The sequence below is a fragment of the Natronomonas marina genome (assembly GCF_024298905.1).
GTDB classification, from domain to species: domain Archaea; phylum Halobacteriota; class Halobacteria; order Halobacteriales; family Haloarculaceae; genus Natronomonas; species Natronomonas marina.
This window is the reverse complement of record NZ_CP101154.1, coordinates 58,244-81,208: the sequence shown is the minus strand read 5'-3', so window position 1 is coordinate 81,208 and position 22,965 is coordinate 58,244. Positions and strand designations below refer to the sequence as shown.

Here is a 22,965-nt window from a genome sequence, read left to right as displayed (position 1 = left end):
GTGGCCGTCACGCTCACCGACGAGGCCAGACGGCACATCGCGGTCCTCGACGCCGAGACCGACGTCGCGGCGACCGACTGCATCGTCGACGAGGAGTACGACCGGGTTGTCTTCGTCGTCCCGCCGGGGACGATGGGGCAGGCCATCGGACCGGGCGGCGAGCACGTCCAGCGACTCGAGGAGAAACTGGGCCGCGCCGTCGAAATCGTCGAGGGCGCGGACACGGCGGCGGCCTTCGTGGCCAACGCCCTGGCGCCGGCGGCCGTCTACAACGTGACCATCAGCGAGAACGACACGACCGTCGCCTACGCGGAGGTCGACCGCGAGGACCGCGGCGTCGCCATCGGCGCCGACGGCCGCAACATCGAGTTGGCCCGGCGGTTGGCCGGGCGACACTTCGGCGTCGACGAGATAGAGCTACCGTAGCAGCCGACGGAGGGCGTCGGCGGCGCGGTCGAGGGGGGACGCGGGTTGCCGGTCGTGGTAGTGGTCGAGGTCCGCCAGCAGGTCGTCCATCCGGGGGTCGACGGTGCCGAGGTCGACGTCGGTGCCCTCGCTCTGCATCGGCGACTCCCGCACGAGGACGCCGCCACAGGAGCGACACCGGAAGTAGCGGTTGGCGCCGGCGTCGCCGCCCAGTTCCGAGAGTGCGTCGTGCTCGCAGTCGGCGTCGCCGGCGGCGATGGCGTAGGTTCGCGGTCCGCCCTCGGGTGTCGACGGCACGCGTGGCACGAGGTGCCACAGCGACTAAAATCCCCCGTTGGCCCCCGTCGAGCGGGCACGACGGCGGTCCCGAAAAGGGATGCTTAAGTAGCTCCGCAGGGAAGCAAGGGGTACTATGGCGAACGGCAAATACGCCGCGCGCAAACTCAAGAAGGACCGCCAGAAACATCGGTGGTCCGACTCGGACTACGCGCGCCGTGCTCGCGGACTCGGCAAGAAGTCCGACCCCCTCGAGGGCGCCCCGCAGGGTCGGGGCATCGTCCTCGAGAAGGTCGGCATCGAGGCAAAGCAGCCCAACTCGGCCATCCGGAAGTGCGTCCGGGTGCAGCTCATCAAGAACGGCAAGCAGGTCACCGCCTTCTGCCCCGGCGACGGTGCCATCTCCTTTATCGACGAACACGACGAGGTCACCATCGCGGGCATCGGCGGCGCCAAGGGTCGTGCGATGGGCGACCTCTCGGGTGTCAACTACAAGGTCGAGAAGGTGAACGGCGTCTCGCTCATCGAACTCGTCCGCGGGAACGCGGAGAAGCCAGTCCGATGAGTTCGGAAGCGCCCGAACCGGACGCGCCCGCCTCGACGGACGACGAGCGCGTCTCGGCGAAGCTGTTCGGCGAGTGGGAGGTCTCCGGCATCGAGTACGGCGACCCCTCGACGCAGCGCTACATCACGGTGACGCCCATCGCCCACACGATGGGGCGACACACCGACAAGCAGTTCAAGAAGTCGGAGCTGTCGGTCGTCGAGCGGCTCATCAATCGGCTGATGCAGACCGACGAGAACACCGGCAAGAAGCAGCAGGCCACCCGCATCGTCCGGGAGGCGTTCGACATCGTCCACGAGCGGACCGAGGAGAACCCGGTCCAGGTGCTCGTGACGGCCGTCGAGAACGCCGGTCCGCGCGAGGAGACGGTCCGCCTGAAGTACGGCGGCATCTCGGTCCCGAAGGCCGTCGACGTGGCCCCCCAGCGCCGCGTCGACCAGGCGCTGAAGTTCATCGCCCAGGGCACCTACAACGCGTCGTTCAAGACGCCGACCCCAGTCGAGGAGGCGCTGGCCAACCAGCTCGTCGGCGCCGCCAACTACGACCTGCAGGCGTACCCGGTCAGCCAGAAGGAAGAACAGGAGCGCGTCGCGGCGGCCGCTCGCTAAGTCGTTTTCCGTCTTCTCTCGGTTTCACGTCGCCCGACAGCCCCGCGGCCGGTCGCGGAACGGGAAGTCGAACCCGCCGCCCCCGGTTCAGCCCGCCACCGCGTCGACGACGACGCCGCGCTTCCGGTAGCCCTCGTAGACGGCCCAGACGAGCGACAGGACGACGGCGAGGATGACGTACGCGAAGTCCCAGTCGGACATCCAGACGGGGTATATCCAGGGGGCGACGTGGGACCACCGCTGGGCGGCCTCGTCGACGGACGCCTCGGCGGGCGTGCCGGCCGCCATCGCGGACATCCACCCCGCCAGCGTCGTGCTGTTGCCGGTGCCGGGTTCGAGGCCAGCGCTGCCGTTGACGTCGTAGGACCCGGAGACGTTCATGTCCTGCATCGTCGGGCCCGACGACTCCGTTTCGCCCCGCTCGGCGTCGTAAGGGCCCCAGCCGACGTAGTACTCCCAGACGATTTCGCCGGTGGGCGTCACCTCGATGACGCGGTGGTTCAGCGAGTCGGTCACCAGGGTGTTGCCGTTCGGCAGGCGGTCGGCGTCCCGGGGCCAGTTGAACTGCTCGGGGCCGCCGAGTTCCCAGACGAGTTCCCACTCGCAGTCGAGGCGGTTGCCGGCCTTCTCGACGCCCTCGGGCCGCTCGCACTCGTCGGTGAGGGCGTACTCGACGATGCGGTCGTTCTCGCTGTCGGCGACCAGCATCGTCGGCGTGCCGTCCTCGCTCTCGAAGTAGTCGGGGTTGTGCTGCTCGTTGAGCACGGAGTGGTTGCCGTCTTCACCGAGTTGCATCACGATGTCGCCGGTGGTGCGGTTGACGACGATGGCCTGGTCGAAGTTCCGCGGCGACAGGAGCAGGCGGTCCTCGCCGACGGGGTCGACGTCGTTGACGTGGCTCCAGTCCTCGTTCATCCCGCCGTCCATGTCGGCCGGGTAGTGCTCCCGGAAGTACCACTCCCAGGTGATCTCACCCTGCGTGCGGTTGTAGATGACGACCCGGTCGTCGCTGACGCCGGCCTCCTCGTCGTAGTTGCGCATGTTGGCAATGGCGATCTCCTCGTCGTTCAGGTAGGCGACGTCGTGGGTGTCGACCATCTCGGGGAACCGCTCGCCCCAGATCCGTTCGCCGGTCTCGGGGTCGTACTCGTGGACGAACGTCTCGCCGGGGAAGGTGTTGACGACGAGGAAGTTGCCGTTCGGCAGCGGGTCGACGTCGTAGAACCACCACGACTGGTCGACGGTGTCGACGGGCCAGTCGGCCTCGGAGCCGTTGAGCGTCCACTCGGTCTGGGCGCGGCCGTCGACGCCGACCAGTCCGGAGGGTTTCTTCGAACTGCCCTCGCCCTCGAAGTGGAAGCCCTGGATGCTGATGACGGTCTCGTTTTCGGCGACCGACTCCAGCGTGCCGCGCTGGTGGCTCGTCTCCTCGTAGGTCACGTAGGAGGCCGCAGCGGGCGTACACAGCGCGAGCACGAGGACGACGACGGCGGCACGAAACAGCCAGATTCGGGGAACGTCCCGCTCGGCGAGCGCCGAGCGGAGATCCGCACGCGGGGACATTGAATGTGAAATCGGCCAGAACAGGTAAATACCTTTCACATACGCAACGGGACGGGACCCGAGCCGGCCCGTCGGTGGGAGCGCACCGTCCCGGCCCGGCGGACCTCACTCGTCGACGTTCCCCCGGAAGCACAGGTCGGTGACGGGTTCGCCGAACAGTTCCGAGGACTCCTCGTGGGCGACCTCGTAGCCGTGCGACCGGTAGAAGGCGGCGCCGAGGTCGTTGGCCGCGAGAACGCGGAACCGTATCGACGGCCGATTGCGGTCGAGACACCAGGCCTCGAACCGCTCGAGGAGGCGGCTTCCGATGCCCTCGCCCCACCGGTCGGGGTCGACGTAGATGGCGCCGAGGACGGCCTCGTCGGGCGTGCCGTCGGCCGGGCCGCCGCTGACGTAGCCGACGACCCGGCGGTCGGCGTCGGCGACGAAGTAGGCGACGTCCTCGCGGTCGAGGGTCCGGGCGGTGGCGCCAGCGTCGTACCACTCGGCCATCGCCGTGTCGATGACGTCCTCGGGGAGGAAGTCGCCGTAGGCCGCCCGCCAGCCCCGGTCGGCGACCCGCAAGATGCCCTCGACGTCGTCCTCGGTGGCGGCGCGAATCGTGACTTCGCTCACGACTCCGGGATGTGGCGGCGTCCCCTTCAGTCCGCCGCTCGCTCGCCGCAGAGGGCGTACTCGCGGGTGACGTCGACGAGCGCCTTGCGGTACTCGGAGGCGTCGGGGTCGGCACCCAGCGACCGGAAGTGGGTCTTGAACGTCGACAGCGACACCTCGGGCGCGTCGGCGGCCGCCGCGTCCGCGAGGTCGTAGAGGCGGTGGTCGTCGTCGATGGCGTCGTGCCGCTCCAGCAGGGCGAGGGCGAAGGCGGCGTTGACGGCGGTGATCTCGGGGTCGGCGGCGCCCGTCCAGCGCTGCCACTCGCCGGGGGACGGGGGCGGCGAGTCCGCGACGGCGCCCGCCAGCGACGACTCGAGGAAGGCGACCAGTTTCCCGGTCGGCCCGATGTCCAGCGTGATGTCGTCGGCGTAGATGTCCTTCATGTGGTTGGCTATCTGGTAGCAGTGGGCCAGTTTCCGCCGCTCGACGCTGCGGCCCGCCAGGGCGAGAAAGAGCGCCTCCTCGGTCGACTGTACGTGGGAGGGGTGTTCCTCCTCGTAGCGGGCCATGTGTGCGAACTCGTGGAGGGCGAGTTCCCGTGCCATCGCGGAACTGGCGGTCCGCCGGGAGACGAGCAGTTCGTGGCGGTCGTCGTAGTGGCCCGCGACCGTCCGGTCGTCGGGGTCCTCACGGAACTTCACGACCACGGGCAACTCGAGGTCGTGCTCGGTCGCAAGCAGGTCACGGGCGCTCAGAAACGGCTCCGCCGGCCCACGCCCCGTCACGCGAACGTCCATGTCATCTACTGACAGGGGACCGGTCGGTTTGACTCTTACGGGGCCGGAACCCGGGGGGCCAACTACCGGCCCCGCCGTTCGACAGCCAGCGCGTCCGGGAGGGCCGGGCCGCGGCGGTAGGGGGCGACCTCGAAGGCGCCCAGCGTCGCGACGATGCGGCCGCCCGCGACGAGCGTGCCCCGGAGGACGACGCCGCGGCCGGTGACCGCGAGGTAGGGTACGTCGGCGACCGGCGCGGCCGCGAGGTCACCGCCCGCGGATTCGACGGCGTCGACGAGCGCCGCCACGAGCGGGTCGAGGGCGTCGGCCTCCCGGAGGACCGTCCGGTAGCGGTCGACGACGGCCGCCCGGTCGGTCGTCGTCTCGCCGTCCCAGCCCGCGGCGACGGCGTCCGCACAGGAGAGCGCACGCTCCAGCGTCGGGCGGTGGGTCTCGAGCAAACGCGTCCGGACCGCCTCGGCGAGCGTCACCGCGGGCCGTCCTCCGGGGACTCGTCGCGCCGGCGCGTCGACAGCACGAGCGTCGAGAAGTCCGTCTCGGAGATGTCGCCTCGCTCGAGGGCGTGGAGCCACCCCGCCCGGACCTCCCAGTCGCCGAGGAACTGACCGGCGCCGCCGGTGGCGAACGCCCAGAAGTGACAGTCCACGGGCTCCCAGCCGTCCCCGTGGGCGTCGACGAGTTCCGTACAGACGTTGCCGATGTCGCCGCTGTCGAGGCCGCCGGCGGCCGTCTCGTACTCGACGTGCAGCGTCTCGCCGTCGTCGGTCGACTCGCGGGCGTGCCGCTCGACGTAGACGCCGAGGCTCATCAGCCGTCGTTCGAGTCGGTCGACGACCTCGGCGTTCGACACCATACCGGGCGTTCGGCCCGAGCGAAAAGAAACCCCCGCCTACACGGGGTCCGGCGGCGTCTCCTGGAAGGCGACGGCGGCCTCGCGGAACTCGTCGGGGACGCGGGTCGGTTCGCCGGACTCGTCGACGGCGACGTGGACGAGGCCGCCATCGGCGACGAGGTCGCCGTCGTCGTCGCGGCACTCGTAGTCGAACTCGATGCTGGACTCCCGGATGGCGTCGACGCGGATGGCGTTGTGCAACCGGTCGCGGAACTCCGCCGGCTTCCGGTAGTCGAGGTCGACGTGGACGACGTGGACGTCCCACTCGGCCGCCCGCAGCGTCTCGTAGGGGTAGCCGATGGCCTCCAGGTACGCGGTGAACGCCTCGTCCTGGAAGGTGACGTAGTTGCCGTAGAAGACGACGCCCTGGGCGTCCGTCTCCTCGAACCGGACCGTGTTCTCGAACACTGCCTGCATACCGGGGAGGGACCGGCAGCGATGATAAAGCTGTGGCGGGCAGGTCCCCAGGGGCCGCGTGCCGGGCGTCGTCCCGTCGCTACCGAGAGGGCCGGCGGCCGTCCGTCGGCGCGGGGTCGACCGACGGCCGGCAAGCGTTGCCGTAACTGGTGGTTATAGAAACGTAGAGATATATGCACAGCATACATGAACAACGAGGATTCGCGGGGGAGCGACGCGGCGCCGCGTCCCGAGTTGGGCTTCGACACGCGGTGTCTCCACGTCGGCCAGGGCCCGGACAGCGGGACCGGCGCCGCCGCGCCGCCCATCCACCAGACCACCTCCTACGAGTTCCCGGACGCCGACGTGGCGGCCGACCGCTACGCCCTCGAGGACGACGGCAACGTCTACTCCCGCATCGCCAACCCGACCGTCGCGGCCCTGGAGGAACGGCTGGCCTCGCTGGAGGGCGGGACCGCCGCCCTGGCGACCGCCTCGGGGATGGCCGCGCTGGACGCCGCGACGCTCGTCCTCGCCGAGGCCGGCGACAACGTCGTCTCGGCGTCCTCCATCTACGGTGGCACCCACACGTACCTCACCCACACCGCCGGCCGGCGGGGTATCGAGGCGCGGTTCGTCGACACGCTGGACCCCGCCGCCTACGCCGAGGCCATCGACGAGAACACCGCCTACGTCCACTGCGAGACGGTCGGGAACCCGTCGCTCGTGACGCCGCCGCTGGAGGAAATCGCCGCCGTCGCCCACGACGCCGGCGTCCCGCTCGTCGTCGACAACACCTTCGCCACACCGGCGCTCTGTCGGCCGCTGGAGCACGGCGCCGACGTCGTCTGGGAGTCGACGACCAAGTGGATCCACGGCTCCGGGACGACCGTCGGCGGGATTCTCGTCGACGACGGCTCCTTCCCGTTCGGCGAGTACCCCGAGAAGTACCCCGAAATCGCCGGCGAGAACCCGGCCTTCGGCGGCCTGAACTTCGCCGAGCGGTTCGGCGACCGCGCCTTCGTCGCGGCGGCCCGCCAGCGCGGCGCCCGCAGCCTCGGCGACCAGCAGTCGCCGTTCGACGCCTGGACGACGCTGCAGGGCGTCGAGACGCTCGGCCTCCGGATGGAGCGACACTGCGAGAACGCCGCCGCAGTCGCGGAGTTCCTCGCCGACCATCCGGACGTGGCGTGGGTCGCCTACCCCGGCCTGGAGTCCCACGAGACCCACGACCTCGCCGCGAAGTACCTCGGCGGGCCGGCCGACGGCCCGTCCGTCGGTGGCTACGGCGGGATGATAGCCTTCGGTCCCGCGGGCGGCTACGACGCCGCAAAGCGGGTCTGCGAGGAGACCGAGGTGGCGAAGTTCCTCGCCAACATCGGCGACGCGCGGACGCTCGTCATCCACCCCGCCTCAACCACGCACGCCCAGTTGACCGAGACCGAACAGCGCGAGAGCGGCGTCACACCCGACCTCGTCCGGCTGTCGGTCGGCATCGAGGACGTCGAGGACATCGTCGCGGACCTGGACCGAGTCCTATGAGCAGCACCCGAGACGCCGTCTCGCTGGGCGAGTTCACCTTCGAGTGCGGGGAGTCGATCCCGGACCTCGAGGTCGCCTACGAGACCTACGGCGAGTTCACCGGCGACAACGCCGTGCTGGTGTGTCACGCCCTGACCGGCAGCGCCCACGTCGCCGGCGGCCGACGCCGCGCCGACACCGCCGGCCAGGCCCACGCCTGGTGGGACGACATCGTCGGGCCGGGGAAAGCCATCGACACGACCGAGTACTACGTCGTCTGTGCGAACGTTCCCGGGTCCTGTTACGGCACATCGGGACCGGCCTCGACGAACCCCGAGACGGGCGAGCAGTGGGGCACCGACTTCCCGGCCGTGACCGTCGGCGACTGGACCCGCGCCCAGCGCCGCCTGCTGGACGAACTCGGCGTGCCGTACCTCCACGCCGTCGTCGGCGGCTCCGTCGGCGGCATGAACGTCCTCGAGTGGGCCAAGCGCCACCCCGACCACGTCGACCGACTCATGGTCGTCGCCGCCGCCGCCCGCCTGGACCCCCAGTGTCTCGCCCTCGACGCCATCGCACGCCGGGCCATCACGACCGACCCCGACTGGAAGGGCGGCGACTACTACGGGGACGACCACCCGACGCAGGGGCTGGCGCTGGCCAGACAGATCGGTCACGTCATGTACCTCTCCAAATCGTCGATGGAGGACAAGTTCGGCCGCCGGTCGGCGGGGATGGACGCCGGCCGCGACACCTTCGACACCGACCCCGCCGCCGGCTTCTTCCCCTACCGGGAGGTGGAGTCGTACCTCGACTACCAGGGCGAGACGTTCGCCGAGCGGTTCGACGCCAACGCCTACCTCTACCTGACCCGCGCGATGGACAACTACGACCTGGCGGCGGGCTACGACTCGGACGCCGAGGCGCTGGCGGCCTTCGACGGCGAGGCGCTGCTGGTGAGTTTCACCGGCGACTGGCACTTCACGGTCGAGCAAAGCGAGGGACTGGCCGAGTCCTTCCGTGCGACCGACACCGACACCGCCCACCACGTCGTCGACTCCGAGCACGGCCACGACGCCTTCCTCGTCGAACCGGACCGCGTCGGGCCGCCGCTTTCGGATTTCCTCGCCGAGGGCATCGCCGGTAAGGCCGTCTCCGACACCACCGAGGACGACGGCGACGAGTACGCACCCGTCCACACGAGCCTCTTCGGCAAGTGACGATACCGGCCGAAACTGCCGAGAGCGCCGACGCCACCGAGCGTCGGACGACGCGGCCGCGCCGGGCCACACCGCCCGTCCACACCGCACGCCCGACCGGTCGAGTGTCCGGACGGACCGACGACGCGCCCCGACGACGCGTCGGGGACTGCGGCCAACGTTGACGCAGGTGGTACCGCTTAACACCGAGAGGCACGTCGTCCGAACGCATGTTCGACCGCGAGGACCTCTACACCGACTCGCTGCACGCCGGACAGGAAGCCGACCCGACGACCGGCGCGCGGGCGCCGCCAATCTACCAGACCACCTCCTACGAGTTCGAGGACGCCGAGCACGCGGCGGACCTCTTTGCCCTCCGGGAGCCGGGCAACATCTACTCCCGCATCATGAACCCGACGAACGCCGTCCTCGAGGAGCGGCTGGCGACGCTTGAGGGCGGCGTCGCCGCCGTCGCAACCGCCTCGGGGATGGCATCGTTCGACCTCGCGACGTTCGTTCTGGCGTCGGCCGGCGACAACGTCGTCTCGGCGTCGTCGCTGTACGGCGGCACCTACACCTACCTCACCCACACGGTAGAGCGCCGCGGCGTCGAGACCCGGTTCGTCGACACGCTGGACTACGAGGCCTACGAGGCGGCCATCGACGAGGACACCGCCTTCGTCCACTGTGAGACTATCGGCAACCCGGCGCTCGTGACGCCGGACTTCGAGCGGCTGGCCGACATCGCCCACGACGCCGGCGTCCCGCTGTTCGTCGACAACACCTTCGCCACGCCGGCGCTGTGCCGACCCATCGAACACGGCGCCGACATCGTCTGGAACTCGACGACGAAGTGGCTCCACGGCTCCGGGACGACCATCGGCGGCGCCCTCGTCGACGGAGGGAGCTTCCCGTGGGCGGAGCACGCCGAGCGGTTCCCCGAGATAGCCAAGCCGAACCCCGCCTACCACGGCGTGAACTTCGCGGACGCCTTCGGCGAGGCCGCCTTCGCGGCGACCGCCCGGACGCGCGGCATGCGCGACCTCGGCAACCAGCAGGCGCCGTTCGACGCCTGGACGACGATTCAGGGGCTGGAGACGCTCCCGATGCGGATGGAGCGCCACTGCGAGAACGCCATGGCCGTCGCCGAGTACCTGGCCGACCACCCCGAGGTGTCGTGGGTCACCTACCCCGGCCTGGAGTCCCACGAGACCCACGACGCCGCCTCCGAGTACCTCGACGGCGGCTACGGCGGGATGATAACCTTCGGCCTGGAGGCCGGCTACGAGGCCGCACGGACGACGGTCGAGTCGACGGACCTGGCCAGCCTGCTCGCCAACGTCGGCGACGCGAAGACGCTCATCATCCACCCCGCCTCGACGACCCACCAGCAGCTCACCGACGAGGAAAAGCAGGCCAGCGGCGTCACCGACGACCTCGTGCGGCTGTCGGTCGGTCTGGAGGACACCGACCGCATCATCGCGGACCTCGACGCCGCCATCGAGGCCGCGACCTGAGCCGCGCGCGTGGTCGACGCTCGCCGACTCCCGGGAGCGGCGGCTGCCGTCGTCTCAGCCGTCGTAGGCCGCGAAGACCACCAGTCCGAGGACGGCGACGACGACGTAGGCCGGCTGTGCGAGTGCGGTCTCGACGAGGGCATCGACCGGTACCCCGCCGGAGGCCTGCGCCTCGCCAGCACTGTCGGCGCCGGCGCCGGTCCCGAGGTGCGTCGAGACCGCGAGCGCGGCCAGGGCGCCGACAGCGACGACGACGCCGAGCGCGCTCAGGGGGTTGTCGTCGGCCCACCCGGCGAGGCTGTACACCGGCCACAGGAGCGTCCCGCGGAGTCCCATGCCCGCCGGTTCGGGACCGGCGCGAATAAAACCGCGTCAGACGAACTAGAGGACGCCCCGCGTCTCCAGTAGCTCCCGGAGGTCGGCCATCGACTCGACGACGACGTCACAGTGGGGTTCGACGGCCGGCTTCGGCTCGTAGCCGACCGCCAGACCCGCCACCTCCAGCATCGGCAGGTCGTTAGCGCCGTCACCGACCGCGACCGTCTCCTCGATGGCGACGCCGACCTCGCTCGCCAGGTCCTCGAGGGCGTCGTCCTTCGTCCCCTCGATGAGCGGTCCCTCGGCCTCGCCGGTCAGTTTGCCGTTCCGGGTCGGGAGGCGGTTGGCGACGACGGTGTCGACCTCGATTCCCTCGGCTGCCAGCGCCCGCTCGACGCCCCGCTCGAAGCCGCCCGTCAGGATGGCGACGTGGTGGCCCGCCTCCCGGAGCGCGGCGACGACGTCGGCGGCGCCCGGCCGCAACCGGACCGACGCGAACGCCTCCTCGACGCCCGCCTCCGAGAGGCCGTCGAGCAGTTCCGCGCGGGCGTAGAGGCTCTCTGCGTACGATATCTCGTCGTTCATGGCCCGCTCGGTTATCTCGTCGATTTCCCCGGCCACGCCGGCCTGCTCGCCGAGCAGGACGGTCATCTCCGAATCGGAGAGCGTCCCGTCGAAGTCGAAGGCGATGAGCATACCGGCTCTGGGCGGCGAGGGGTCACGAAAGCGTCGGTTCCGGCGGCGCTACCGGCGGCGCTCCTCGCGCCGGCGGACGTGTTCGGGGACGTCGGTCGGGTCGGCGTCGGCCCAGTCGGTCCACAGCACGAGCAGGCTCGGCAGGACGACGACGCTGCCGATGAAGGCGTAGAGGATGGTGAGGGCGGTGATGATGCCGAACTGCTGGAGCGGGACCAGGAGTGCGAGTCCGAGAATGGCGATGCCGCCGGCGGTGGTGGCCGTCGACCCCAGCAGCGCGCCGCCGGTTCCGATGATGGCCCGCTCCAGCGCCGTCTCGGTGCCGAGTTCGCGGTTCAACTCGTATACGTACCGTTCGGAGACGTGGATGGAGTAGTCGATGCCCAGCCCGATGGTGAAACTGGTGATGAGCCCCGTCATCACGTTGAACGGGATGCCCAGCGCCGCCATCGAGCCCGTGATCCAGGCGACGGCGAACACCACCGGCAGGAGGGTGACGGCGCCGAGGCTGGCGTAGCCCTCGACCCGGCGGTAGACGGCCATCAGGACGGCCAGCACGACCGCGAGCGTGATGAGGAAGCTGTTGATGACCGTCGAGAAGAGGTCCTCGGCGACCGCCTGGTTCATGATGGGCTGGCCGGTGGCGATGGCGTCCAGGCCGTCGCCGTCGACCGGTTCCGCCGCCGGCCGTATCGCGTCGGTTATCGTCGGCTCGCTCGCGGTGCCGTTCACCGGAACGACGATGCGGAGCGCGACGTACTCGCCGTCCTCGCGCTGAATCCAGTTGGCCGCGCCGTCCGGGGAGGCCTCGTAGAAGGCGTCGTACAGTTCCTCGAGGTTCCGGTCGGGGACGCCGTCGCCGTCGCCGTCGGCCGCCTCGAATACCTCGGCGAAGGATTCGTCGTCCTCCGCGAGGTTCGCCATCACCCGGACCGGGCTCTGGGTGCCGTTGGTGTTGTCGGGCAACACCAGGACCACGTCGGTCCGGTTGGCCCGGTCGGAGGCCGCCTGCACCCGCTTTAGGGTGTCGTCCCGCGTCACGTCGCCCCTGACGAGTATCTGTGTCGTCGTCCCGTCGTAGATGTACGTCGCGTTGTCGGCGAAGGCGATGTTCTCCTGTGCGGTGTAGTTGCCGGGCGCCAGCGGCCCCAGCCCCTCCATCCAGTCGGGCGTCTCCTCGACGAGGAGGTCCTCCTGTTCGAAGGTGGTGTCGACGGTGGCGGCGCCGCCGGCGGCGACGAGCGTGACGACGAGGGCGACCGCGACGACCGCTTTCGGGGAGAGGCGAGCGCCGGCGACGGGGACCGCGAGCACCGTCGAGAGCCGGCCGCCCTCGGTGCCGAACGCCTGCTGTCGCCGGTCGGCGCCGCCCGATTCGAGGTACTCGTCGAGTTCGAGCTTCAGCGCCGGAATCAGGAGCGCGAAGACGACGAAGGCCCCGAGGATGCCGACGGCGCTGACGAGGCCGAACTGCCGGATGGGCTGGATGCCGCTGACGAGGTTCGACGAGAAGCCGGCCGCCGTCGTCAGCGTCACCAGCGCCAGCGCGCCGGCCAGCCCCCCGAGGGCGGCGCCCATCGCCCCGCGGATGGAACGGGGACCGCCCTCGCCGTCTGCGCCGTCGTCGACCTGCATGACGGACGACGCCTCGCCGCCGGGTGGCCGCTCCTCGCGGTAGCGCATGAAGACGTGGATGGCGTAGTCGATGGACAGCCCCATCAGCAGGACGGGGACGGCGACGAAGAGCTGGTTGAACGTAACGTCGGCCCAGCCCATGAAGCCGAACGTCCACACGAGGACGAGACCGACCCCGAGCAGGCCGAGCAGGACGTCGTAGCCGTCCCGGTAGGCGTACAGCAACACGAGCAACACGAACAGGAAGGCCAGCGGGCCGACGATAGCGAGGCTGTCGAAGGACGACCGGCGGAGTTCGTCGTCGATGACGCCGTCGCCGAGGACGAGCGCCTCGCCGTCGACTTCCTCGTCGACGATGTCGGCCATCCGGGTCTGGGCGCGGGCCAGTTCCTCCGCGGAGACGTTCTCGCGGTGGGAGACGACGATGGCGGTCGATTCGGCGCTGCGGTCGGTCGGCAGGTACGACTCCGTCGGCACGGTGGCGAAGGCGCCGCCCGGCGGCCAGGTGTGGTCGATGTCGCCCATCACGAGCGTCACGGCGTAGCCGGTGTAGAGGCTCTGCTCGCGCTCGGTGAGGTTGGCCATCGCCGCTTGCTGGCGCTCCAGCGAGGGCCGCGGTTCGACCGTGATGTTGTCGGGGTCGACCCCCTGCTCGCGGCGTATCTTCACGATGGCGACGACGTTTGCGATGCCCAGCGGCTGCTGGTCGTCGACGAGCGTCGGCCCGACGACGGGATCCGACCTGATCCGCTCCTGGGCCCGCAACTGCTGGCGGTAGCTCTCCTTCGAGAGGGCGTTGCCGTCGCTCCGTATCACGAGGAAGGCGCCCGTCGAGTTCGGTGCCTGTCCGCTGAGGTTCTCGGCGATGTAGCCGTCGGCGGCGTGCTCGGGCGTCCCGCCGCGGAACTCCTCGAGGGTCGTATCCAGCGTGACGCCCGGCAGGCCGAATCCCAGGAGGACGACGACGGCGAGCGTGATCAGGACGACCTTGCGGCGGTGTTCGTTGACGACGACGTCGGCGAATCTGTCCAGCTTCATCGGAGGTCCTTCATCGGGGTCGGGCGGCGGGTAGTTCTCCGACCTTGCGAACGGCCGACACATATACCCATCGCCGCCGATCCGAGGCGACGCCGGAGACGGCTGAAGCGTCGAACGGCATCCTCGTGTTTATCGACCTTCGCTTTCGGCATTGTGTGATCACGTTCGTGTGCAGAATCCGGGTTTCGCCTCCGGCGAAACCGAGCGATGAAGAAAGGGTTATGCCTGCCCGTCGGGAGGGTACGTCCATGAAGGTACTCGTCACGGACCCCATCTCGGAGGCGGGGCTGGACGTGTTGCGCGACGCCGGCCACGAGGTCGTCACGAACTACGAAGCCGAGGGCGACGACCTGCTGGCGGCGGTCGCCGACGCCAACGCCTTGATCGTCCGCTCCGGTACCGAGGTGACCCGCGAGGTGCTCGAGGCGGCCGACGATCTCGTCATCGTCGGCCGCGCCGGTATCGGTGTCGACAACATCGACATCGACGCCGCGACCGACGAGGGTGTCATCGTCGCCAACGCCCCCGAGGGCAACGTCCGGGCCGCCGCCGAACACACCGTCGCGATGACGTTCGCAACCGCCCGCTCCATCCCGCAGGCCCACATCCGGCTGAGCGGCGGCGAATGGGCGAAAGGCGAGTTCCTCGGAACCGAACTGAACGGCAAGACGCTCGGCGTCGTCGGCCTCGGCCGCGTCGGCCAGGAGGTCGCCAAGAAACTCGACTCCCTGGGGATGGACCTGGTCGCCTACGACCCCTACATTTCCGAGGAGCGCGCCGAGCAGCTCGGCGCCGAACTCGCCGACCTCGACGTCGTCCTCGAGCGGGCGGACGTCCTGACCATCCACACGCCGCTGACGCCGGAGACGGAGGGACTCATCGGCGAGGCCGAGCTCGCCGAGATGGAGGGCGGCTACCTCGTCAACTGCGCCCGCGGCGGCATCGTCGACGAGACGGCGCTGGCCGAGGCCGTCGAGGACGGCATCCTTGAGGGGGCAGCGCTGGACGTCTTCGGCGAGGAACCGCTGCCCGCCGACAGCCCGCTCCTGGACGTCGACGACGTCGTCGTCACGCCGCACCTGGGCGCCTCGACGGAGGCCGCCCAGGAGAACGTCGCCACCTCGACCGCCGAGCAGGTCGTCGCCGCCTTCCGCGGTGAGCCGGTGTTGAACGCACTGAACGCCCCCTCGGTCGACGAGTCGGCGTTCCCGCGGGTCGAGCCGTACATCCACCTCGCGGAGACCGCGGGCAAGATTGCAGTCCAGTTGCTCGACAGTCGCCTGGAGTCGGTCGAGGTGACCTACGAGGGCGACATCGCCGAGGAGGACGTCGAACTCGTCACCGCGTCGGCGCTGAAGGGCGTCTTCCGGCCGCTGGAGTGGCAGGTCAACGCCGTCAACGCGCCCCGCATCGCCGAGGAGCGCGGCATCGGTGTCTCCGAGACCAAGCGCCGCCAGGCCGAGGACTTCCAGTCGCTCGTCACCGTCACCGTCAGCGACGGCGACGAATCCATCGGCGTCTGCGGCACCCTCTTCGCCGGCGACGACGCCCGCATCGTCCGGATCGACGGCTACCGCGTCGACGCCATCCCCGGCGGCAAGATGATGATAACGCGCAACACCGACGAACCCGGCGTCATCGGTCACATCGGCTCCGTCATGGGCAACCACGGCGTCAACATCGCCGGCATGTTCAACGCCCGCGAGACCATCGGCGGCGAGGCGCTGACCGTCTACAACGTCGACCAGGAGGTCCCCGACGCCGCCCGCGAGGAACTGGAGGCCGACGACCGCGTCATCGAGACGAAGTACATCAGCCTGAACGGGTAGACGGGCGTTGGCGTGCCGGCAGTCCACTCCGCCCGTCGGCCGCGGGCCGGAAGCGGCCGTCGCCGGAAACCGCGGGGAACGCGCTTGCTGTTTTCTCATCAGCAACGGAAAAGGTAAATCCCATAAGTGAGGGTGTAAAATCTCGACGTAGAAGCGAGTATGCTGCCGGAATTGGTCCTCCACGTCAGCGTCATCGTCTGTACCGTCCTCCTGGCGTACTTCGTCCTCGGGCTCGTCGCGTACCTCACATACACGCCACAGCAGGCGACCGAACCCGCCGAAGACGTCCGACTCGTCATTCCAACGATCGGCTCGGAGAACGTCCGGGACTCCCTGGAGACGTGTCTCGACCACCACCGCGAGATGTTCGCCGACTACGAACTCTACGTCCTCACCGACGAAGGGGCGGACCTCGAGACGGAGCTCCGGGAGTACCCCGGATACACGACGGTAGTCGTTCCGGACTCCTTCGAGTGTGAGGCCGTCGCCAAGGGCCGAGCGATACAGTACTTCATCGAGTCCGTCGTCGACGAGGAACCCGACTACTGGTACGGCTTCATCGACGACGACAATCTCGTCAAGGACGATCGGTTCCTCTACGAGATTCCCCACTACGAAGCGGAGGGATACGGCGCGATGAACGCGGTGCTGTCCCCGCGCCGCGGCGACTCGCTCGTCACCTACGTGATGGATCACGTCCGCCTGCTCGACGATCTCACGGTCTTTCGAGCGTTCACCGGACTGCTCGGGCGGCCCTACATCGGCTTTCACGGGGAGCTTCTGACCGTTCGCGGGGACGTCCTCTCGGAAATTGGGTTCGATCGCCACTCGATCGTCGAGGACTTCGCGTTCGCGGCGGAACTGATCGAGGCCGACGTCCGGACCTGGCAGTCCGGTACGCGCGTGAGCATCCTGAGTCCGCACACGGTACGGGACCTGTTCAAACAGCGGTCCCGGTGGTTCGTCGGAACGTGGAACCTCCTGTGGGACGCCTCCCCCCTCACGAGGCTCATGACCGGAGTTCGCATGGTCTCGTGGATCTGTGCGATCCTGGCGGGACCCGTCGCGGTACTGGCGTCGCCGTACGCAAGCAGCCTGTCGATCCCGGTTGTCCTCGCGGTCGCACCTTCGATTACGGGCGCGATATACGGAGTCACGTACCTCTACGGAATCGTCTCGGTCGATAAGTGGTGGCGGGGCGTGCTGGTGCCGTTCCTGCCGCTGTTTGCGGTGTTCGAAGCGGTGACGCCGCTGTACGCCGTGCTTTTTTCCGATCGGTCATTCACCGTCATCGACAAGTAAACTTCCCTCCCCTACTTCGATCGGGGGCCCCGACTCACGGCCCGCGAGATCACGTATCGCGCTGTCCTCCCGACCCGAATGCCCGTTTCCGCCGAGGGCGGAACCGGCGCCCTCGAGAGTGGGACCGCCGCCGCGTGCTAGATAGCGCGACGACCCCGATCAGAACCAGTCCGTCAGCCGCGCCCACAGGCCGTCGTCGCTCGTTTCGTTGCGCCGTTTCGCGTCCTCGAGTCTGCGCTCGTACTCGACGATGACGTCCTCGAGTCGTTCGTCTCGGGTCTCGAGTTCGCTCTCGAGGAACTCGGCCCACTGTTCGGCCGCCTCGCGGCGGCGCTCGCTTCGCCGGAGTTTCGCCTCCAGTCGCGCCACGCGCTCTCGCGCCTGCGCGTCGGTGGCGACCGGTTCGGACGGTGCGGATGCCATACCCGACGTGTGTCACCCAGTCACAAAAGAGTCAGTCAGACGCCCGTCATATCCGGCGAACGTCCCGCGTGATCCCGTGACAGGGGATTTTAAACAGGGTCCGATGACCGGGGGAACGCCTTTCGGAGTCGAAACCGACCCCTCGAACATGTCAGACGAGTCGAGCGGCCGGGACGCCGCCGGCGCCGAGCGGACCGAGCCCCGTCCGGGACCGGACGCGCTGTACGGCGACAACCCCACGCCGCCACAGCTGGAGAACGGGTTCGGCTGGGACGCCGACCCCCTCCTGGTCGCCGGACACGACGCCTACGTCGACGGCGAGTACCTCTATCAGGACTACGTCTACGACGACCACGGCGCCGACACCCGGTCGGTGTTCGACCAGCAGCCGGAGGGCCACACCATGGGCGGGTTCTACTCGCGGGCCACGGGCGACTACCGCTACCCGTCGGACCCCGACCGGTACGGCTACAACGCCGCCGACCTGCTGGAGTTCCGCGCCCGGCCGACCGACGAGGGCATCGCCTATCGGATCACGCTGAATACGATGCTGGAGCCGGACGCCGCCGCCGTCGCAATCGGCGTCGACACCGAAGCGGACCCCGACGACGAGAGCGGAGCGCGCCGGACAGACTGGGGGTACGGGCTGGGCGAACTCGGTGCGCCGGTCGACCACCGGCTGGTCACCTGGGGTACCGGCGCCGAACTCGACGGCGACCCCCTCGACGACGACCGCCTCGACGTCGACGTCCGCCGACAACAGATCGAGGTCGAGGTGCCGCTGGAGCCCGGCGGGGAGACCTGGCGCCACTACGTCGTCGTCGGCCTGTGGGACGACGGCGACGGCGAGTTCCGGGAGATCGCGGTCGACGCCGACCGGACCGCACCGGGCGGCCGGAAGGCCGGCCGCGACGCGCCGCCGGTGTTCAACGTCGGCTTCCGCTCGCCGGACCAGGAGCCGATGAACCGCAACGTCGACCTAGAGACGCTCGTCCCGCGGCTGGCGACGGTGCTGGCCAACGCCCCCCAGGAACTGCTGGCCGAACTGGAGGACCCCTTCGAGACCCTCCAGCGGTTCGGCCGGACCGCCAACCTGCTCGACCAGCTCGAGGACCCGCTGGACCTGCTGAACCCGCTCGGGAGCCCGTTCGACCCCTTCGAGGCGACGGGCCTCTCCGAACTGTTGAACGAACTCGACCGGTTCTGGCTCCTGGGCGAGATCGAAGGAGTGCCGCGCGTCCTCGGCGTGGGCAACTGGCGCGAGCACGCCCAGGCGGCGGCGCTGGCCGACCGCGATATCTCGCGGTTCGGTGCCGACGTCGACTTCGAGAAGCTCGACGCCGGCGTCACCGAGCGGGACCGCCCCGACTCCGGGTTCGTGACCTACCTCTACCCCTCCCGGCACGACTTCGGGGCGGGCGTCGACCCCCACGCCAACGTCCTCCAGGGCCGCATCCAGCCGTACGGCGTCTACGTCCCCGACGACGTCGACCTCGACGACGAGGACGTGCCGATGGTGACGGCGCTGCACTCGCTGGGGAACTGCTACACCCAGTACCGGGTGTGGATGCCGGGCTACGTCGAGGCGCTGGCGGAGGCGACCGACGGCGTCGTCTTCATGCCCCAGACCAGGGGACCGGGCATCTGGTACAAGCGGCGGGCCGAACTCGACGTCTTCGAGGCCTGGCGCGACCTCGAACACCGCGTCGACGTCGACCGCTCGAAGGTGTCGGTTACGGGCTACTCGATGGGCGGCTTCGGCGCCATCATCGTGGCGACGAAGAACCCCGACTGCTTCGGGCGGTGTTTCGCGGTCGTCGGCCCGCCGGCCGAGGACCCCCTCGAGGGGCCGACGAGCAACCTGCTCGCCACCCCGTCGGTCCTGATGCAGGACCTCTTCGGCGGCGAGGACGGCGGCCGGCTCTTCTCGATATTCACCGAGGAACCCGAAAACGCCCTGCGGTTGACCGACAACCTCCGGCACGTCCCGATGCTGCTGTGGCACGGCGGGACGGACCCGCTCGTACCCCTCCTGGGTCCGACCAACTACGCGACGAAGCTCCGTTCGCACGGCTACCGCCACCAGATCGACGTCTTCCCGGCCGCCGACCACTTCTTCCTCGCGTTGCAGGACCGCTGGGAACGCGGTCCCGACTACCTCGCCGACACCGACAAGCCCGAACGGCCGGCCCGCGTGACTTTCCGGCACGTCCCCGAGTTCGACTACCCGGAACTGGACGTCTACCACGACGGCGCCTACTGGGTGACCGACGTGCGAACGAGCGAGGCGGCCGACAGCGGTCTCGTCGACGCCACGTCGCTGGCGGACGGCTACGCCGAACCGAGCGCCGAGACCTACACCCGCACGGGAACTACGCCGCTTGCCTACACCGCCAGCGGCGTCGAGTGGAGCGACCCCGAGGAGGACGTCCGGGGACCGGCGAACGCGCTCGAACTCGAACTGCGGGGCGTCGAGACAGCGACGATATGGGTCGAGAGCGCGGGGCTGGACCCCGGCGAGGAACTGACCGTCGACGTCGACAGCGACACCGCGGCGACGCTGACCTTCAGGGGCTCCTTCGGGAGCCAGCGCCTCGACGTCGAACCCGGAACCTCGACGCTGGTGGTCGAACCCCTCGAACGACCCGAGGCGTGAGCCGACCCGAGTGCTTAAACGTCTTTAAATTCTACACGGGGTTGATAATGGTCGCACTTAAATCTGCAAGCTCTTTCAGGCTAAATGTACTTCCCGTCGGGAGGGTACTCTAGCGGTATGTCGAAGGAGTACGGTGCTTCCGAGAGCGAATCGGAGGAGGAGGCACCGTCGTCGCCACCCCGTCCGGGACCGGACGCGCTGTACGGCGACAACCCCACGCCGCCACAGCTGGAGAACGGCCCCGGCTGGGAGGCCGAGCCCCTGATGGTCTCGGGGTGTGACGCCTACGTCGACGGCGAGTACCTCTATCAGGACTACGTCTACGACGACCGCGGCGCCGACACCCGCTCGTGGGTCTCGGGGTCGCCGACGAACGCCAGTTCGCTGGGCGGCGTCCTCTCGCAGCCGACCGGCGACTACCACTACCCCAACGACGTCGAGCGGTACGGCTACAACGCCGCCGACTTACTGGAGTTCCGCGCCCAGCCGACCGAGGAGGGCGTCCGGTACCGCATCACGCTGAACACGATGCTCGAACCCGATGCCGCCGCCGTCGCCGTCGGCATCGACACCGAGGCCGCCCAGGACTTCGAGGGCGGTCCCGAGCGCCGCACGGACTGGGGGTACGGACTCGGCGAGTTGGGCGCCCCCGTCGACCACCGGCTGGTCACCTGGGGCACCGGCGCCGAACTCGACGACGAACCCCTCGACGACGACCGCCTCACGGTCGACGTCCGTCGCCGGCAGATAGACGTCGAGGTGCCGCTGGACCCGGGCGAGGAAACCTGGCGCCACTACGTCGTCGTCGGCCTGTGGGACCCGGCGACCCGCGAGTTCAAGCAGGTCGCGGTCAGTCCCGACGACGAACGCCCCGGCGGCGCGAAGAAGGGCCGCGACACGCCGCCGGTGTTCAACGTCGGCTTCCGCTTCGACGAGCCGTACAACCGGAACCTCGGTCCCGTCGACGTCGGTCGCGGGCTCTTCGATTTGCTGGACGTGACCGGCATCGGTCACAGCATCCTCGAACAGATACTCGACCGCTCGCCGCGCGTCCTCGGGGAGGGCAACTGGCGCGAACACGCCCAGGCAATGGCGCTGGCCGACCGCGACATCTCGCGGTTCGGCGCCGACGTCGACTTCGGGAAGCTCCGCGACCGCGTCACCGAGCGCAACACCCCCGAGTCGGGCATCGTCTCGCTGCTGTACCCCTCCCGGTACTACCTCGGGGAGGGCATCGACACCGACCACGACATCCTCGAGGGCCGGATCCAGCCGTACAGCGCCTACATCCCCGAGGACCTCGAGGAACCGGCGCCGATGGTGATGCTGCTGCACTCGCTGAGCTGTTCGTACACCCAGTACGCCGTCTACACGCCGAACCTGATAAAGGACATCAGCGAACCGAACAACGCCGTCGTCCTGATGCCGCAGGCGCGGGGGCCGGGGCGGTGGTACAAGCGGGAGGCCGAACTCGACATCTTCGAGGCCTGGCGCGACCTCGAGACGAGAGTCGACATCGACCGCAGTCGCGTGACGCTGGGCGGCTACTCGATGGGCGGTTTCGGCACCTGCGTGCTGGCCGCGCAGTGTCCGGACCTGTTCGGCCGCGGCTTCTCGGTCGTCGGCCCGCCGACCGAGGACCCCATCGAGGGCGTCACCGGCGGGCTGATTCGGGCGCCCCCGTCGCTGACGACGGACCTCTTCGGCGGCGAGGGCGGCGGCCAGGTCCTCAACGTCTTCACCGAGGGGCCCTCCAGCGCCCTGGAGATAACCGAGAACCTCCGGCACGTCCCGATGCTCGTCTGGAACGGCCTCGGGGACCCGCTGGTGCCGGTCATCTCGCCGGACAACTACGCCCGCCGACTCCGGAAGCACGGCTACCGCCACCAGTTCGACGTCTTCCCCGCCGAGACCCACCTCTCCTTTGGCGTCCGGGACCGCTGGACCGGCATCCCCGAGTTCGTCTCCCGGAGCAAGGTCATCCGCAACCCCCGCCGGGTGACGTACAGGCACCTCCCACGGCTCGACCACCCCGAGGTCGACCTCGTCCACGACGGCGCCTACTGGGTGTCGGACATCCGAACCCGCGAGGACCGCAACTCGGGGCTCGTCGACGCCATCTCCTACGCCGACGGCTACGCCCCGCCCGAGGTCGGCACCTTCACCGAGTACGGCCGCCAGCCGCGACGGCACCTCAGCCGCGGCGTCCAGTGGGAGACGCCGCCCATCGACGCCCGGACCGCCCCGGAGAACCGCCTCGAGGTCCGACTGGAGGGCGTCGACTCGGTGACGCTGTGGGTCGAGGAGGCCGGTCTCGACGTCGACGACGAGTTGACCATCGACATCGACAGCGACGCCCCGGCGACGATCACGCTGGCGACGGCGTTCGACACCCACGACATCGAGGTGCCGGCCGGCGAGTCGACGAAGAAAGTCCTGCTCGGGGAGCGCGGTCCCGAATCCGGCGCGCTGGCCTAAACACCGTCAAAAGGCGGCCACAATCCGTGGGTTGTGCCGGAGTTGTCGGCTTCCTCCCCGGCCTACTCGCGTCGTCCTTCCGACTGGCGTCGGAAGTCCTCGCTTCTTGAGGCCGGAGGCTCCGCCTCGAAACCGCTGACCGGCCGCCGACACCGTTGCGGGAACGCCCCGGCGTGGGACCACGTCGGTGCCGGACCGCGTGAAGGCTGGGGTTCCTGCGTCGCAGTCCGGAC

The 22,965-nt window shown here is 69.4% G+C and carries 21 protein-coding genes; 10 read left to right on the top strand and 11 right to left on the bottom strand.

Annotated elements, in window-relative coordinates:
• Positions 1–426 (top strand): NusA-like transcription termination signal-binding factor, encoded by a 426-nt coding sequence (locus tag NLF94_RS00425; protein ID WP_254839488.1) that lies wholly within the window; start codon positions 1–3, stop codon positions 424–426.
• Here the strand turns inward: NLF94_RS00425 and NLF94_RS00420 are convergent.
• Complete coding sequence (locus tag NLF94_RS00420) at positions 418–723, bottom strand: hypothetical protein (RefSeq protein WP_254839487.1); 306 nt, start codon at positions 721–723, stop codon at positions 418–420. The genes NLF94_RS00425 and NLF94_RS00420 overlap by 9 nt on opposite strands.
• A 115-nt stretch (positions 724–838) precedes the next feature.
• Between NLF94_RS00420 and NLF94_RS00415 the strand changes: the two genes are divergently transcribed.
• Both NLF94_RS00415 and NLF94_RS00410 read left to right on the top strand, forming a co-directional pair.
• Complete coding sequence (locus NLF94_RS00415; RefSeq protein ID WP_178289723.1) at positions 839–1,267, top strand: 30S ribosomal protein S12; 429 nt, start codon at positions 839–841, stop codon at positions 1,265–1,267.
• Positions 1,264–1,875 (top strand): 30S ribosomal protein S7, encoded by a 612-nt coding sequence (locus tag NLF94_RS00410; protein WP_254839486.1) that lies wholly within the window; start codon positions 1,264–1,266, stop codon positions 1,873–1,875. Before NLF94_RS00415 ends, NLF94_RS00410 begins: the two co-directional genes overlap by 4 nt.
• An 87-nt stretch (positions 1,876–1,962) precedes the next feature.
• On the opposite strand, the gene NLF94_RS00405 is transcribed toward NLF94_RS00410, so the two are convergent.
• The 6 genes from NLF94_RS00405 to NLF94_RS00380 all read right to left on the bottom strand — a co-directional run bounded on the left by NLF94_RS00405 (position 1,963) and on the right by NLF94_RS00380 (position 6,141).
• Positions 1,963–3,438, bottom strand: coding sequence for an aryl-sulfate sulfotransferase (locus NLF94_RS00405; RefSeq protein ID WP_254839485.1), 1,476 nt, complete (start codon positions 3,436–3,438; stop codon positions 1,963–1,965).
• Between the two features lie 105 nt (positions 3,439–3,543).
• Positions 3,544–4,053, bottom strand: coding sequence for a GNAT family N-acetyltransferase (locus NLF94_RS00400; RefSeq protein WP_254839484.1), 510 nt, complete (start codon positions 4,051–4,053; stop codon positions 3,544–3,546).
• 26 nt (positions 4,054–4,079) lie between these two features.
• Positions 4,080–4,832, bottom strand: a complete 753-nt coding sequence (locus NLF94_RS00395) for a DUF5781 family protein (RefSeq protein WP_254839483.1) — start codon at positions 4,830–4,832, stop codon at positions 4,080–4,082.
• A 62-nt stretch (positions 4,833–4,894) separates the two neighbouring features.
• Positions 4,895–5,302 (bottom strand): DUF7988 family protein, encoded by a 408-nt coding sequence (locus NLF94_RS00390; protein ID WP_254839482.1) that lies wholly within the window; start codon positions 5,300–5,302, stop codon positions 4,895–4,897.
• Entirely contained in the window at positions 5,299–5,685 is a 387-nt protein-coding gene (locus NLF94_RS00385) for a DUF8159 domain-containing protein (protein ID WP_254839481.1), read from the bottom strand. Before NLF94_RS00385 ends, NLF94_RS00390 begins: the two co-directional genes overlap by 4 nt.
• Positions 5,686–5,721: 36 nt before the next feature.
• Positions 5,722–6,141: an acyl-CoA thioesterase gene (locus tag NLF94_RS00380; protein ID WP_254839480.1), complete on the bottom strand. Its 420-nt coding sequence runs from the start codon at positions 6,139–6,141 to the stop codon at positions 5,722–5,724.
• Between the two features lie 186 nt (positions 6,142–6,327).
• On the opposite strand from NLF94_RS00380, the gene NLF94_RS00375 reads away from it, so the two are divergent.
• From NLF94_RS00375 to NLF94_RS00365, 3 genes are all read left to right on the top strand, one after another.
• Positions 6,328–7,662 carry an O-acetylhomoserine aminocarboxypropyltransferase/cysteine synthase family protein gene (locus NLF94_RS00375; RefSeq protein ID WP_254839479.1) on the top strand — a complete coding sequence of 445 codons (1,335 nt, stop codon included), beginning with the start codon at positions 6,328–6,330 and terminating at the stop codon, positions 7,660–7,662.
• Positions 7,659–8,861, top strand: coding sequence for a homoserine O-acetyltransferase MetX (gene metX / locus NLF94_RS00370; RefSeq protein ID WP_254839478.1), 1,203 nt, complete (start codon positions 7,659–7,661; stop codon positions 8,859–8,861). Before NLF94_RS00375 ends, metX begins: the two co-directional genes overlap by 4 nt.
• Before the next feature lie 209 nt (positions 8,862–9,070).
• Positions 9,071–10,357: an O-acetylhomoserine aminocarboxypropyltransferase/cysteine synthase family protein gene (locus NLF94_RS00365; RefSeq protein WP_254839477.1), complete on the top strand. Its 1,287-nt coding sequence runs from the start codon at positions 9,071–9,073 to the stop codon at positions 10,355–10,357.
• A gap of 54 nt (positions 10,358–10,411) precedes the next feature.
• Here NLF94_RS00365 and NLF94_RS00360 read toward each other — a convergent pair whose 3' ends face one another.
• The 3 genes from NLF94_RS00360 to NLF94_RS00350 are packed head-to-tail and all read right to left on the bottom strand — an operon-like array spanning position 10,412 to position 14,044.
• A complete protein-coding gene (locus NLF94_RS00360; RefSeq protein ID WP_254839476.1) occupies positions 10,412–10,693 on the bottom strand; it encodes a hypothetical protein in 282 nt (93 codons plus the stop codon).
• 45 nt (positions 10,694–10,738) lie between these two features.
• The gene (gene serB / locus NLF94_RS00355) at positions 10,739–11,371 is read right to left on the bottom strand and encodes a phosphoserine phosphatase SerB (RefSeq protein ID WP_254839475.1); all 633 of its coding nucleotides are present in this window, start codon (positions 11,369–11,371) and stop codon (positions 10,739–10,741) included.
• A gap of 48 nt (positions 11,372–11,419) precedes the next feature.
• On the bottom strand, positions 11,420–14,044 hold the full coding sequence (locus NLF94_RS00350) for an efflux RND transporter permease subunit (RefSeq protein ID WP_254839474.1): 2,625 nt from the start codon (positions 14,042–14,044) through the stop codon (positions 11,420–11,422).
• A 248-nt stretch (positions 14,045–14,292) separates the two neighbouring features.
• Between NLF94_RS00350 and serA the strand changes: the two genes are divergently transcribed.
• Positions 14,293–15,873 carry a phosphoglycerate dehydrogenase gene (gene serA / locus NLF94_RS00345; protein WP_254839473.1) on the top strand — a complete coding sequence of 527 codons (1,581 nt, stop codon included), beginning with the start codon at positions 14,293–14,295 and terminating at the stop codon, positions 15,871–15,873.
• Between the two features lie 159 nt (positions 15,874–16,032).
• The gene (locus NLF94_RS00340) at positions 16,033–17,175 is read left to right on the top strand and encodes a glycosyltransferase family 2 protein (RefSeq protein ID WP_254839472.1); all 1,143 of its coding nucleotides are present in this window, start codon (positions 16,033–16,035) and stop codon (positions 17,173–17,175) included.
• Positions 17,176–17,334: 159 nt separating this feature from the next.
• Here the strand turns inward: NLF94_RS00340 and NLF94_RS00335 are convergent, their stop codons facing one another.
• On the bottom strand, positions 17,335–17,598 hold the full coding sequence (locus NLF94_RS00335) for a hypothetical protein (protein ID WP_254839471.1): 264 nt from the start codon (positions 17,596–17,598) through the stop codon (positions 17,335–17,337).
• A 148-nt stretch (positions 17,599–17,746) separates the two neighbouring features.
• On the opposite strand from NLF94_RS00335, the gene NLF94_RS00330 reads away from it, so the two are divergent.
• Entirely contained in the window at positions 17,747–20,254 is a 2,508-nt protein-coding gene (locus tag NLF94_RS00330) for a prolyl oligopeptidase family serine peptidase (RefSeq protein ID WP_254839470.1), read from the top strand.
• A gap of 117 nt (positions 20,255–20,371) precedes the next feature.
• Entirely contained in the window at positions 20,372–22,732 is a 2,361-nt protein-coding gene (locus tag NLF94_RS00325; RefSeq protein WP_254839469.1) for a prolyl oligopeptidase family serine peptidase, read from the top strand.
• Positions 22,733–22,965 lie beyond the last annotated feature (233 nt).